13 protein-coding genes are annotated in these 13,247 nt (G+C 70.8%); 6 read left to right on the top strand and 7 right to left on the bottom strand.

Annotated features, from left to right (window positions below):
* Window positions 1-116: 116 nt before the first annotated feature.
* Together ACEJ41_RS12260 and ACEJ41_RS12255 are read right to left on the bottom strand one after the other, a co-directional pair.
* Window positions 117-536, bottom strand: coding sequence for a DUF2231 domain-containing protein (locus ACEJ41_RS12260; RefSeq protein ID WP_374012543.1), 420 nt, complete (start codon window positions 534-536; stop codon window positions 117-119).
* A 4-nt stretch (window positions 537-540) separates the two neighbouring features.
* Complete coding sequence (locus ACEJ41_RS12255) at window positions 541-879, bottom strand: hypothetical protein (protein ID WP_374012542.1); 339 nt, start codon at window positions 877-879, stop codon at window positions 541-543.
* Between the two features lie 221 nt (window positions 880-1,100).
* Between ACEJ41_RS12255 and coaBC the strand changes: the two genes are divergently transcribed.
* The 3 genes from coaBC to ACEJ41_RS12240 are packed head-to-tail and all read left to right on the top strand — an operon-like array spanning window position 1,101 to window position 5,152.
* Window positions 1,101-2,324 carry a bifunctional phosphopantothenoylcysteine decarboxylase/phosphopantothenate--cysteine ligase CoaBC gene (coaBC, locus tag ACEJ41_RS12250; protein ID WP_374012541.1) on the top strand — a complete coding sequence of 408 codons (1,224 nt, stop codon included), beginning with the start codon at window positions 1,101-1,103 and terminating at the stop codon, window positions 2,322-2,324.
* Entirely contained in the window at window positions 2,321-2,794 is a 474-nt protein-coding gene (dut, locus tag ACEJ41_RS12245) for a dUTP diphosphatase (protein ID WP_374012540.1), read from the top strand. The genes coaBC and dut overlap by 4 nt, the downstream gene beginning before the upstream one ends.
* Window positions 2,795-2,812: 18 nt before the next feature.
* Entirely contained in the window at window positions 2,813-5,152 is a 2,340-nt protein-coding gene (locus ACEJ41_RS12240) for a phosphomannomutase/phosphoglucomutase (RefSeq protein ID WP_374012539.1), read from the top strand.
* 120 nt (window positions 5,153-5,272) lie between these two features.
* Here the strand turns inward: ACEJ41_RS12240 and ACEJ41_RS12235 are convergent, their stop codons facing one another.
* The 3 genes from ACEJ41_RS12235 to ACEJ41_RS12225 all read right to left on the bottom strand — a co-directional run bounded on the left by ACEJ41_RS12235 (window position 5,273) and on the right by ACEJ41_RS12225 (window position 7,328).
* Window positions 5,273-5,938 carry a hypothetical protein gene (locus ACEJ41_RS12235; RefSeq protein ID WP_374012538.1) on the bottom strand — a complete coding sequence of 222 codons (666 nt, stop codon included), beginning with the start codon at window positions 5,936-5,938 and terminating at the stop codon, window positions 5,273-5,275.
* 22 nt (window positions 5,939-5,960) lie between these two features.
* Entirely contained in the window at window positions 5,961-6,620 is a 660-nt protein-coding gene (pyrE, locus tag ACEJ41_RS12230) for an orotate phosphoribosyltransferase (RefSeq protein ID WP_374012537.1), read from the bottom strand.
* 114 nt (window positions 6,621-6,734) lie between these two features.
* Entirely contained in the window at window positions 6,735-7,328 is a 594-nt protein-coding gene (locus ACEJ41_RS12225; protein WP_374012536.1) for a hypothetical protein, read from the bottom strand.
* 576 nt (window positions 7,329-7,904) lie between these two features.
* On the opposite strand from ACEJ41_RS12225, the gene ACEJ41_RS12220 reads away from it, so the two are divergent.
* The 3 genes from ACEJ41_RS12220 (at window position 7,905) to ACEJ41_RS12210 (ending at window position 10,339) form a co-directional block, all read left to right on the top strand.
* Window positions 7,905-8,723, top strand: coding sequence for an exodeoxyribonuclease III (locus tag ACEJ41_RS12220; RefSeq protein WP_374012535.1), 819 nt, complete (start codon window positions 7,905-7,907; stop codon window positions 8,721-8,723).
* Between the two features lie 20 nt (window positions 8,724-8,743).
* Window positions 8,744-10,036, top strand: coding sequence for an MFS transporter (locus ACEJ41_RS12215; protein ID WP_374014144.1), 1,293 nt, complete (start codon window positions 8,744-8,746; stop codon window positions 10,034-10,036).
* Between the two features lie 75 nt (window positions 10,037-10,111).
* A complete protein-coding gene (locus tag ACEJ41_RS12210; RefSeq protein WP_374014143.1) occupies window positions 10,112-10,339 on the top strand; it encodes a hypothetical protein in 228 nt (75 codons plus the stop codon).
* A gap of 63 nt (window positions 10,340-10,402) precedes the next feature.
* Here the strand turns inward: ACEJ41_RS12210 and ACEJ41_RS12205 are convergent, their stop codons facing one another.
* Entirely contained in the window at window positions 10,403-11,515 is a 1,113-nt protein-coding gene (locus tag ACEJ41_RS12205; protein ID WP_374012534.1) for an anhydro-N-acetylmuramic acid kinase, read from the bottom strand.
* 111 nt (window positions 11,516-11,626) lie between these two features.
* The gene (locus ACEJ41_RS12200; protein WP_374012533.1) at window positions 11,627-13,048 is read right to left on the bottom strand and encodes a peptidoglycan DD-metalloendopeptidase family protein; all 1,422 of its coding nucleotides are present in this window, start codon (window positions 13,046-13,048) and stop codon (window positions 11,627-11,629) included.
* Between the last annotated feature and the right edge of the window lie 199 nt (window positions 13,049-13,247).

Below are 13,247 nucleotides of genomic sequence, written 5' to 3'. Positions count from 1 at the left end.
TCCAGTGGATCGGGAAAGTCCGCGGGCATTGCACAGGCCCAGGCACCGGCCCGGCCCGCATGGCTCATGCAATGTCGCAGATCGCGGCCGTTGCGCGGGATGTTGCCATCGGCGCTTCATGCGCGTCGGTCCTGCCCGATGCCATGGCCATACACCAGCCTGCCGCCGAACCAGCCACCGATGACCAGGGCAATGAACCCGCCGCCATCGAGCGCCAGCGCGAGTGGGTCGGGCGCAAGCGGCTGCAACTGGTCGAGCCGCAGCAGCAAGCGCGCCGTGAACAGGCAGAAGGCGGCCAGCATGGCGCTCATGTGCACCCATGCATCGCGCATCGGCGCGCCCTCGGGGATGCGCGGCAACTCGGCCATGCCTGCCAGCATGGCCACCAGGGCCATCGCGCCACCCACGGCGAGCAGCCCGGCGGACCATTGCCAGGCCGCCTGGCCCAGCCACAGGCTGGCCACGTCGGCGGCGACCGCCAGTGACCAGCAGGCCACCGGGAAATGCACCAGTGCCGGATGCAGGGGGTGGCGCATGACCTCACACCACCTGTGACAGGACGGTCAGGAACCCGATCACCGCCGCGCCGGCATGGACCACGACCACCGCCTTGGGCGGCAACCGCTTGCGCAGGTGGAACGAGGCCAGGACGAACCCGCCCAGCGCGGCAACCAGCAGCAAGCCGAAGCCGACAAGCACGGCCTGCGTGGCCTGGCCCTGGACCAGCAGCACGATCAGCAGGGCCAGTCCCAGCGCGCCGAGACCGGCGTGCAGCAGCGAGACGGCCCAGGGAGCCAGCCTGCCGCGCAGGACATGCGCGGCAAGGTAGAACCCGCCCAGGGCGGCGATTGCGAATGCGGTAATGGCGTAGTGGAGCATGGCGGTCCCCTTGCGGTTCGGAGGGTGGGCGATGGGAGCGCCGCAGGCCGGGCATGCGCGGCCCGCGTCGTTCCATCGTGGTCGTGTTTGGCCATTGGATGCGGCGACCGGTGATTGCGTTCCCGGATCGACCGCCGCCGGTGGCCCGGCCACCCGGAAATCGGAGCTGCGCGGCGCTTGGAGTAAGCTTGGCGGCCAATCCCGGGTAGGAAGTTCTCCACGTGAGTTCCTCGGCCACCGCCGCACTGGCGGGACAGCGGATCCTGTTGTGCGTGGGCGGGGGCATTGCCGCCTACAAGTCATTGGAGCTGGTGCGGCGGCTGCGCGACGCCGGCGCCACGGTGCAGGTCGCCATGACTGCCGGTGCCCAGCAGTTCGTCACCCCGCTCAGCTTCCAGGCCCTGTCCGCGCATCCGACCCGGACCACGCTGTGGGACGGTGCCGCCGAGCAGGCCATGGGCCACCTGGAGCTGGCCCGCTGGGCCGACCGGGTCGTGGTGGCCCCGGCCACCGCCGACCTGCTGGCACGGCTGGCCCACGGCCTGGCCGATGACCTGGTCACCACCCTGTGCCTGGCCTCCGAGGCGCCGCTGGCGGTGGCCCCGGCGATGAACCACCGCATGTGGCGGCACCCGGCCACCGAGGCCAACGTGGCGGTGTTGCGCGCACGCGGGGTGCAGGTGATCGGCCCCGAGGACGGCCCGTTGGCCGAGAACGAGTCCGGTCCGGGCCGGCTGAGCGAACCGGACGCGATCGTCGCCGCGCTGGCCGCCACCGGCGCCGGCAGCGGCCTGCTGCAGGGGCTGAAGGTGGTGATCAGCGCCGGCCCCACCTACGAGGACCTGGACCCGGTGCGCTACCTGGGCAACCGCAGCAGCGGCAAGATGGGGTTTGCCGTGGCCGCCGCCGCCGCGCGCCAGGGCGCGCAGGTGGTGCTGGTGTCGGGCCCGGTGCAACTGCAGGCGCCGCCGGGCGTGCGCCGGGTGGATGTGCGCTCGGCTGCGCAGATGCGCCAGGCGGTGGCCGATGCATTGCCGGCCGACATCTACATCGGCGCCGCCGCGGTGGCCGATTACACCGCGCGCAGCTATTCGCCCAACAAGATCAAGAAGACCGGCACCGGGCAGACCCTTGCCCTGGACCTGGTGCGCACCCCCGACATCCTGGCCGAAGTGGCACAGCGCACCGATGCCGGCCTCAGGCTGGTGGTGGGCTTTGCGGCCGAGACCGACAACGTGGCTGACTATGCGCGTCAGAAACTGACAGCCAAGCGGCTGGACCTGATCGTGGCCAACCGCGTCGGCGTGCCCGGCTGCGGTTTCGAAAGCGACACCAACGCCATGACCGCCTACTGGCGTACCGGCGAGCGCGAGTTTGCGGCGGGGCCCAAGACCGCCCTGGCCGATGGCCTGGTCGCGCTGATCGCAGAGCGGCTGCAGGCATGAACGCACCGGTGCGCAGCCACGAACTGGAAGTGAAGCTGCTGGACCCGCGCTTCGGCGCGGACTGGCCGCTGCCCGAGTACGCCACCGCATCCAGCGCGGGCATGGACCTGCGCGCGGCGCTGGAGACCGAACTTGTGCTGGCCCCGGGCGACGCGGCGCTGGTGCCCAGCGGCCTGGCCATCCACATTGCCGACCCGGGCCTGTGTGCGCTGGTGCTGCCGCGTTCGGGCCTGGGCCACCGCCATGGCATCGTGCTCGGCAACGGCACCGGGCTGATCGATGCCGACTACCAGGGCCCGTTGCTCATCAGTGTGTGGAACCGCGGCCGCGAGACATTCACCATCCGCCCGGGCGACCGGATCGCGCAACTGGTGCTGGCACCGATTGTGCGTGCCAGCCTCAAGGTGGTCGACGCCTTCGCCGCCAGCGAGCGTGGCAGCGGCGGGTTCGGCCATACCGGCCTGGGCTGAGAATCGAGAGGACGGAGCATGACCAAGATGGAGACAGGCAGGCAGGCGCCTCCTGAAATCAAGCGCGCCGGACGGCTGCTGGCGGTGCTTTTGATCCTGCTGGCCGGCTGGTTCGGCTGGAGCGGTGCGCAGCAGTGGCGCGCCGATGCACGTGAACAGCAACTGGCCGATGCCCGTGACCAGGTGGTGGCCGCAACCGCGGCGGCGGTGGCCGCGCAGGAGCGCGCCCTGGCGCAGCGGCTGCAGGATCCGCAGGTGCAGGCGGCCCTGGAGCAAGGCGATCCGGATACCGCCGCCCTGGTCTTGCGGGGCGCCTGGCCGGACGTGGAAGAGGTGCTGTTCTGGCGCGCCGACCTGGCACCGGCCTATGCCGATGCCGGCGAGTTCGGCTACGCACGCCTGGCGCTGCTGGAGCGCGCCCTGAGCACCGATGCCGCGGTGGCCGCCGTGGTCCGCGACGGGCAGGACATCCGCCTGGGCGTGGCTGCGCCGGCACGCATGTCCGGCGCGGCGGCCGTGGCCTACGCGCGGTTGCCGCTGCGCACGCTCACCGCCACGCTGGACCAGGTGGCAGTGCCCGAAGGCAGCTACCTGGCGTTGCGCCAGGGCAACTACAACGTCTCCGAACGTGGTGCGGGCGCGCTTTCGGGCAGTGCCGACGCGCTGTCGCGCGAGGTGGGCAAGAGCGGCCTGCGCACTGCCGCGGCCGTGCCCGATGCCGGCTCCGCGCCGTTCCAGCTTGGTGCCATGGGCTGTCTGGTGCTGGCGGGCGTGCTGGCGGTGCTTGCGCTGCTGGCCCTGGTCGTGGCCAGCGGCTGGATGCCGCGCCCGGGCCGGGCCCGCGAGGCGGCGGCGGGCGAGCCGCAGCCGACGTTCGGCCAGACCCTGGAGCGCGAAGCCGCCGATGCACCGGCGCCGGTGGCCGCCGCCCGCCCCGCCCGCACCGAACCGGAACCGCTGCCCGACGTGGCGCTGGACCCGGGCATCTTCCGCGCCTACGACATCCGCGGCGTGGTCGGCACCCAGCTGACCGCGCAGGTGGCCGCACGCATCGGCCAGGCCATCGGCAGCGTGATGGCCGAGCAGGGCCTGACCGACATCGTGGTCGGCCGCGACGGCCGCCTGTCCGGCCCCGACCTTGTCGGCGGCCTGATCGAGGGCCTGCGCAAGGCCGGGCGCAACGTTATCGACGTGGGCATGGTGCCCACGCCGGTGGTGTACTTCGCCGCCTACCACCTGCGCGCCGGCAGCGGGGTGGCGGTGACCGGCAGCCACAATCCGCCGGACTACAACGGTTTCAAGATCGTGGTCGGCGGCGAGACCCTGTCCGGGGATGCGATCACCGGGTTGTACGCGCGCATCGCCGAGGGCCGCCTCCACGAGGCCGCGCCCGGCAGCCTGCTGCAGCAGGACGTGGCCGACGATTACATCCAGCGCATCGCCGACGACGTGCAGCTGGAGCGGCCGCTGAAGGTCGTGGCCGATGCCGGCAACGGCGTTGCCGGCGACATCGCCCCGCGCCTGCTGGAGGCGATCGGCGCGGAGGTGGTGCCGCTGTACTGCGAGATCGACGGCACCTTCCCGAACCATCATCCGGACCCGAGCGAGCCGGCCAACCTTGAAGACCTGATCCAGACCGTCAAGCAGTTCGACGCCGACCTGGGCCTGGCCTTCGACGGCGACGGCGACCGCCTGGGCGTGGTCACCAGGGACGGCAAGGTCATCTTCCCCGACCGCCTGCTGATGCTGTTTGCAGCCGACGTGCTGCAGCGCAACCCGGGCGCGATGGTGATCTACGACGTCAAGTGCACCGGCAAGCTGTCCGACTACATCCTGCGCAACGGCGGCAGCCCGCTGATGTGGAAGACCGGCCATTCGCTGATCAAGTCGAAGATGCGCGAGACCGAGGCCGAGCTGGCCGGCGAGATGAGCGGCCACTTCTTCTTCAAGGAGCGCTGGTACGGCTTCGACGACGGCCTGTACTCGGCCGCGCGCCTGCTGGAGATCCTGGCCGGGCGCATGGAAACGCCATCCGAGGTGCTGGACGAACTGCCCGATGGCGTGTCCACCCCGGAGATCAAGGTGGCCGTGGATGGCAGCCCGCACGAGATCGTGGGCCGCTTCGCCGCCGCCGCGCAGGAAGAGGACTCACCGTTCGCGGGCGCGCGCCTGACCACCATCGACGGGTTGCGCGCGGACTGGAGCGACGGCTGGGGCCTGCTGCGCGCGTCCAACACCACCCCGGTGCTGGTGCTGCGCTTCGAGGCCGACAACGAGGCCGCGCTGGTGCGCATCCGCGACCTGTACCGCGAGCAGTTGCGCGGGCTGCTGCCGGACGACGCGCCGCTGGAGTTGTAGGAGCCGGTAGACCGGACATTCGTCCGTGGAGAGCGCCGGCGACCGTGGAGGCGGACGGATCAATGGCAGCCGGTTTCTTGCAGACGCGTCCGCCATGGCGGTCGCCGGCAAGACCGGCTCCTACGCGCCGCGCCCGCCCTGGGCGTCGGCGGCCTTCAGGGCGCGGTAGCGCTCGAGGGTATCGGCGATCTCCGCGTCCAGGGTTTCGCGCTGGCGTTCGAAACTGCGCTGCAGCGACTCGTTGTAGAGCAACTGCGCATGCCGCTGGCGGATATCGTCGGCCAGCTTGTCCGGCACCGGCTTGCCGCCAAGCTCGCGCTCGCCGGCGGTGCGCAGCAGGGTCACCAGGCCCTCGCGCAGGCTGGTCACGTTGTAGCGCGAGGTCTGGATGCTGTTCTCCACCAGGGTGGTGCGCTCGGTGAACACCCGGCGCAACTCGTCCTCGGTCTGGAACGTGGACAGCAATGCCTGGTCGGTGCGGCGGCGGGTGTCGGCGGCCAGCTTCTCGGTGCGGCGCGCGGCCTCGTCGTCGGCCTGGGCGGCGCGCTCCTCGTCGGTGAGCGCGCGCTGCACCTGGCCGGTGCGCATGCCGCTGTTGACGCTGATCTCGTCGCGGGCCACGCCCAATGCCTCTGGCGGCAGCGAGTCGGCACATACGCGCTGGCCGTTCTGGTCCCAGCAATACAGCTTCTTGGTGGAGGCCGGCTTTTGCTGCGCGTTGGCCAGTGCCGGCACCAGGGCCAGGCAGGCCATCCACGGCAACAGCCTTCGGATTTGATTCGGCATCACGGCAGCCCCCTGCTGTCAGTCAGTCCGTCGCATCGCACCCATACTGGTCCCGGTAGGCCCGGAGTGGGGCATGATATGCGGCCAGTTTGTCGTTTCCGGCGGCGAATGCAAGCAGATCGGCCAGCCCGGCCACCGCATGCACCGGCACGGCGGCCTGCGCCGCCACCGCCTGCGCGGCCGAGCGGCGGTCGCCGTCGGCGGCGATCTCCTGCCGGTCCAGTGCCACCACGATCCCGGCCATCGTGCCGCCTTCGCCGGCAATGAACTCCAGCGCCTGGCGGATCGCGGTGCCGGCGGTGATCACGTCGTCCACCACCAGCACCCGGCGCCCGGCCAGCGGCGCGCCGATCAGGCTGCCGCCCTCGCCGTGTGCCTTGGCCTCCTTGCGGTTGAACGCCAGCGGCAGGTCGCGGCCGCGGCGCGCGTACGCGCAGGCCAGCGCAGTGGCCAGCGGAATCCCCTTGTAAGCCGGGCCGAACAACAGGTCGAACTGCAGCCCGGCCGCATCGATCGCGTCGGCATAGCACTCCGCCAGCGCGGCCAGCGACGCGCCGCTGTCAAAGCGCCCGGCGTTGAAGAAGTAGGGCGAGACCCGCCCGGACTTGAGGGTGAACTGGCCGAAGCGCAGGGCGTCGGCCTCCAGGGCCAGTTGCAGGAAGCGGGTGCGGTGGTCGGACATGGGGTACGGGAAAGCCGGTGACCGGCCAAGCATACCTTCCGGCTGCATTGCGCCTGCGCGCCGTGACATCCGTCGCCCTTCACGGGCTGCGATGGCGGCCGGCCGCGCCTGCGCCTACAGCACCTGGCGGTACATCAGGTCGGCCAGGCGCGTGGCGGCCGCGCTGCGCGCGTTCCATCCCAGCAGCATGGCGGCCACCACCGCGAGCAGGAGGACGCTGGACGCGGATGCTGCCGGCCCGCCCGCGCCCCACCACAGCATCAGCGCCACCAGCACGATGCCGGCCACGCCAGTGGCGCGCTGCATGCGCGGGGAACCATTGTCGATGGCGCCGCTGATCCACACGAACGGCGCACTGGCCAGGGCCAGCCCGGTGCCCAGCGCCACCCAGCGCGGCGGGCCGGGCACGCGCAACATGCCGATGATCATGCCGGCGGTGTAGGCCAGCAGCAGTGCACGTCCGGTCAGGCTGGCCAGCAGGCGCAGTGTCCATGCGCCGCCACGGCTCCCCGGGCGCTGCGCAAGGGATTGCTGCACGGCCATCATCGGGGACAGCAGCATGTCCAGCAGCACCACGGCGGCCATGCCCACGCCTGGTGCGCCTGCAGCCAGCAGCGCGGCGGTCCACTGCTGGTGCCAGGCCAGCACCACCGCACCGGCCATGGCACTACCGAACACCAGGCAGGCGAACAGGGGCGGGCGGGGCATCGTGTCTCCGTGGGAAGGCGGCGTGACAGGTCAAGGGTGTACGACGGCCGTGCCGACGAAGGCCGAAAGGTATACGCCGCCCTGGTCGATTGGCCAGGGTAGCCGGCCGGGAGTGTCGCAGGAGCAAAGCGGGCAGGCACGCATGAACCATATCCCGGCCATGTGCAGGGCAGACCTTGCCGGCCTCACGGCGGAATGCGGCTCCCCTCCCGCGCCGGAGGCGGCGCAACGCATTTGTAGGAGCCGGGAGACCGGACATTCGTCCGTGGAGAGCGCCGGCGACCGCGGGGGAATGAACCAGTGGCATCTGGCTGCACGCGGGCGTTCCCACTACCGCAGTCGCCGGCAAGACCGGCTCCTACGAGGAATGGCGCAAGGCGACCGGACAGGCGTTGCGCAGGGAGATGGGCCACGGCGTTGCGCAGGGCGATGGCGCAGGGCGTGGCGCAGGGCAGCGGGACAAGGCGTGGCGCAAGGCGGCCGGGAAGGTGTGGCTAGGCGGCGGGGTACGGCGACCCGCACCTGCGGCGCGCGATTCGCTAGGCTAGCGGCCTGTCCCGCTTCCGTGTCGTGTGCATGCGCATCATCAGCTTCAACGCCAATGGCCTGCGTTCGGCCGCCAGCAAGGGGTTCTTCGACTGGTTCGGCCAGCAGGATGCCGACGTGCTGTGCGTGCAGGAGACCAAGGCGCAGGAGCACCAGTTGGCCGGGCCGGCCTTCCTGCCTGCCGGCTACAAGGCGTGGTTCCGCGATGCGACCACGAAAAAGGGCTACAGCGGCGTGGCGATCTACGCGCGGCGTGAACCGGATGAAGTGCGCACCGCGCTGGGCCGGCCGGACTTCGATGAAGAGGGGCGCTACATCGAGGCGCGCTTCGGCAACCTGAGCGTGGTGTCGTTCTACATCCCCTCCGGCTCGTCGGGCGAGCTGCGCCAGGGCTACAAGTTCCAGGTCATGGAATGGCTGCGGCCGCTGCTGGACCAGTGGCTGGCCAGCGGGCGCGACTACGTGCTGTGCGGGGACTGGAACATCGTGCGCAGCGAGCGCGACATCCGCAACTGGAGGTCCAACCAGAAGAACTCCGGCTGCCTGCCGCCGGAGCGCGCCTGGCTCAACGGCATGATCGGCGCCGACGACGGCAGCGACGGCACGCCGCAGCCGGCTGCCGCGCAGGGCTGGGCCGACGCCTACCGCGTGCTGCATCCGCAAGGCCAGGATTACACCTGGTGGAGCAACCGCGGCGCGGCGCGCGCCAACAACGTGGGATGGCGCATCGACTACCAGTTGGCCACCCCGTCGCTGCGCGAACGCCTGCGTGCGTGCTCGATCCATCGCGCCGACCGTTTTTCCGACCACGCGCCGTTCAGCGTGAACTACGCGGGGCCGCTGGCGTGAGTGCGTCCGCCCCGGACGCGGTGACGAAAAAGCCGACATACAAGGGCTGGGCCGGCATCCGCCGCGCCTTCGGCACGCCCTCGGCACTGACCATGGCGGTGCTGGGGTTCGGCTGCGGCCTGCCGTTCCTGCCGATCGCCTCGATGACCCTGTCCACCCGCCTGCGCGACAGCGGGCTGGACCTGGGCAGCATCGGCCTGATCAGCCTGGCCAGCTTCTTCTACCTGCTGAAGTTCCTGTGGGCGCCACTGATCGACCGCTACGTGTTCGCGCCGCTGGGCCTGCTGGGCCGGCGCCGCTCGTGGCTGCTGGCCGCGCAGTCGGGCGTGGCCCTGGGCCTGGCGGCGCTGGCGTTCACCCGCCCGGAGCTGGGGGTGGGTGCGCTGGTGGGCTGGGTGCTGTTCACCTCGTTCGCCGGCGCCACCCAGGACTCGGTGGTGGATGCCTATCGCATCGAAATCGCGCCGTTGCAGGCGCAGGCCGCGCTGGCGGCGACCTACACCCTAGGCTACCGCATTGGCTTGATCGCCGGTGGTGCCGGTGCGCTGTACCTGGCCGAATTCTCCAGCTGGAAGATCGCCTACCTGGGCATGGCCGCGTTGATGGCGCTGCCGCTGCTGGCCACGTTGCTGTCGCGCGAGCCGGTGGCACCGGAAGCCACGGTGCAGCGGCGGATCGATTTCATCGGCGCGTTCTGGCAGCCGTTCTCCAGCTTCTTCGCCAGCAACGGGCTGGCGCTGGGGCTGGCCTTGCTGGTGTTCGTGGGGCTATTCAAGTTCCCGGACCAGGTGATCGGGGTCATGGCCGGCCCGTTCTACCTGGATTCGGGCTACACCAAGGCCGACATCGCCACCGTATCCAAGCTCTACGGCATCTGGGCCGGGATCGGCGGGGCGTTCCTGGGAGGGCTGTGCGTGGCCGCGTTCGGCTTCCGCAGGATGCTGTTCGTGGCGACGCTGGGGGTGGCGCTGTCCAACCTGGCGTTCCTGCTGATGGCGCAGTATCCATCGCAGATCTGGGCGTTCTACGCGGCCATCACCGCCGACAACGTGGCCCAGGGATTCGCCGGCACCGTGCTGGTGGCGTTCATGTCCTCGCTGACCGACCGCAACTTCACCGCCACCCAGTTCGCGCTGCTGGTGTCGCTGGCCAACCTGCCCGGGAAGTTTGCCGGTGGCGTGTCCGGCTACGTGGTGGAAGCCAGCTCGTACTCGACCTTCTTCGTACTCAGTGCGGTCACCGTGGTGCCCACCCTGGCACTGCTGGCCTGGTTGTGGCCGCGTGTCCGCGAGGTACCGCCGCCCACCGGTTGACGGGGCGGCGATGATTCCCCGCCGACGCCATCCATGGCAGTCTCCGTCGTTGACTTCCTGGAGCTGCCGCCCGCCGTGACCGACCTGGTGCTGCGCGACATCGATCCGATCCTTTCCGAGCGCATCCGCCGCGTGGCCCAGGCCCGTGGCTGGAGTCCGGACGAGGCCGTCCTGCGCCTGCTCGAACAGGGCCTGTTCGCCTCCGAGGAGGAGGTGCGCGGTGGTTTCGAGAACATGGAGGTCGGCGCGCTGTCCGATGCGATCGCCGCGCTGAAGCTGCTGCCCGCCGGCAAGGGATTCTGAACACGGCTGTCGCCGGCAAGGCGGCCGCGACGCGACCGTCATGGCCCGTCGTCGTGCCGGCGCTCAGGCCGGATGCACCACGCCCAGCACCCGCGGGCCGCGTGCGCCGGTGACGGCCGGCAGGTTGCCCGGCCGCCCGGCCAGCGCCTCGCGCGCCAGCCAGGCGAACGCCATCGCCTCGACGTAATCCGGGTCCAGGCCGTGGGCCGCGCTCGACTCCACGATCACCCCGGGCAGGCGCGCGGCGATGCGCTGGATCAGGCGCGTGTTGCGCACGCCGCCGCCACAGGCGATCAGCCGCGCAGTGCCGGGCTGCTGCCGGTGCAGCGCATCGGCGATGGTGGCCGCGCTCAGTTCCATCAGGGTGGCCTGGACATCGGCCGCCGATTCGCCGCCGTGCAGCCGCGCCTGCACCCACTCCAGGTGGAACTGCTCGCGGCCGGTGCTCTTGGGCGGCGGCTGCGCGAACCATGGTTCGTCCAGCAGCCGTGCCAGCAGCGGCGCATCCACCGTCCCCGTTGCCGCGAACGTGCCGTCGGCGTCGAATGCCTGCCCGGTATGGCGCAGGCACCACGCATCGAGCAGTGCGTTGGCCGGGCCGGTGTCGAATCCGCTGGCCGCACCGGCCCGCGGCAGCAGGGTGTAGTTGCCGATGCCACCCAGGTTGAGCACGGCGCGGTCCTCGTCGGCCGAATGCAGCAGCGCCGCGTGGAAGGCAGGCACCAGTGGCGCGCCCTGGCCACCGGCGGCCACGTCGCGGCGGCGGAAATCGGCCACGGTGGCGATGCCGGTGCGCTCGGCAATCACGCTGCCATCGCCGATCTGCAGGGTGAACGGTGCATCGCCGTGCGGGCGGTGGCGCACGGTCTGCCCGTGCGAACCGATCGCCAGCACACGCGCCGGAGTCACGCCTGCCTCCTCCAGCAGGGTGCGCGCGGCATCGGCAAACGCATGGCCGACCTGCACGTCCAGCCGGCCCAGTTCATCCAGCGAGGCAAGCGCGCCGCCCTGGCCCAGCGCGACCAGGCGTTCGCGCAGCGGCGGCGCCCAAGGGTGCACGCACGCGGCGTGCAGGCGCAGGCCGGCAGTGGCGTCGGGAACGGGGAACTCCACCAGCGCGGCATCGATGCCGTCGGCGCTGGTGCCGGAGATCAGGCCAAGGAAGAGATGCGACATGCCGGCATTGTAGGCAACGGCCCGGTCATCCAGGCGCGGCAGGTCGATTCACCCCCGGGCCGTGCACCCATGCAGGAGCGGGCCTTGCCGGCGACCGCGCTGGCTGGCGGCTCAGCCGCGCTTGTTGCGCGGGGCGGCCTTCTGCGCGGAGGCGGTGGCGTACATCAGCCGTTCCATCGATTCGATCCGGGCCATGGCCGGGGCGGCCTGGGCGCGGAATGCGGCCAGTTCGGCACCCTTGAGCGGCTCGGGCGGCGGCATGGTCACCGACAGCGGGTTGCGGTGCACGCCGTTGACCCGGAATTCGTAATGCAGGTGCGGGCCGGTGGCCAGGCCGGTGGAACCGACGTAGCCGATCACCGAGCCCTGCCCAACGTGCTGGCCGCGCTTGATCTTGCCGAAGCGCGACATGTGCGCGTACAGGGTGGTGTGGCCCTTGCCGTGGTCCAGGATCACCACGTTGCCGTAGCCGCGCTGCTGGCCGACGAACTGCACCCGCGCATCGCCGGCGGCCATGATCGGGGTGCCGGTGGTGGCGGCGTAGTCCACGCCCTTGTGCATGCGCATCTTGCCCAGCACCGGATGCCGGCGCGCGCCGAACTTCGACGACAGCCGTGCATACGGGATCGGCATGCGGATGAAGCTCTTCTTCAGCGGGCGCCCGTCATGGGTGAAGTACTCGGCCTTGCCCTCGCGCTCGAAGCGGAAGCCGGTGTAGGTCTTGCCGCCGGTGGCGAAGGTGGCTGCCAGGATGCGGCCGGGGCCGACCCGCTCGCCCTCGCGCCAGGTCTCCTCGACCACCGCGCTGAAGCGGTCGCCTGGCTGCACGTCCTTGAAGTCGATGTCGTAGGAGAAGATCTGGTCGGTCATCACCGCGATCGCCGCCGGGCTGAGGCCGGCCTTGCGCCCGGCCGCGTACAGCGAGTGGTCGATCTCGGCACTGGTCACCGCCACCCGGGTGGTGGTGGCGCGCTCAAGCACCTTCTCGTGCACCTTGTCGCCGGCCAGGCTCAGCTCCACCCGCTGGGTCGGGCTGCGGTCGAAGCGGAAGCCCCGCAGCGCGCGGCTCTCGTCCAGGGCGAAGGCCAGCTCCGCACCCGGGCGCAGGCGGGTCAGCGGTTCACGGTTGCCCGGCTGTTCCAGGATCTGGTGCATGGTCCGCGCCGGCACGCCCATCTGCGAGAACAGCCCGCCCAGGGTCTGCCCGGGTTGCACCTGGACCACCTCCCACTGGTGCCCAGGCTGGCTGGCCACCGGCGGCTTGACCGTCTGCGGTGGCAGGCTCAGCGGCAAGGTGGCGTGCAGCGGCGTGGCCGGCTGCAACTGCGAGGAGAATCCCGGCACGATGGTGGCCAGCAGCACGCCCACGGTGACGAACAGGCTGGCGTGCAGCCAGTGGCGGCGGGTCCAGCGCGTGTTGAACGCGGCCGGGAACCGCGCCATCAGGGTGCGATGCAGGTGGGTGTGATGAAGAATGCCGAGGCGTTGATGGAATTGCTGCCGGCGGACGGGGCCGTGCTCGGTCAGGGACATGCGTCGATTTCCTTCACGGGACCCCGGAGCGCGGCCCATCGGAGGCTAAAATAATCAGGTCACATGCGTGCGTCAAACCATTGAAGAACCTGCACTTTTGGCTGGCTTTTCGGTTAACCCGCACTTAACATCGCGTTCAGCGGAATGAGGGTGCCGGCCTGGCGGCCATGCATCCGGATTCCGTCCCATCCTGCGCACG

The sequence above is a fragment of the Pseudoxanthomonas koreensis genome (assembly GCF_041890415.1).
Taxonomy (GTDB): domain Bacteria; phylum Pseudomonadota; class Gammaproteobacteria; order Xanthomonadales; family Xanthomonadaceae; genus Pseudoxanthomonas; species Pseudoxanthomonas koreensis_A.
The sequence above is the reverse complement of the archived record's forward strand: the minus strand, read 5'-3'. Positions and strand labels throughout refer to the sequence as shown.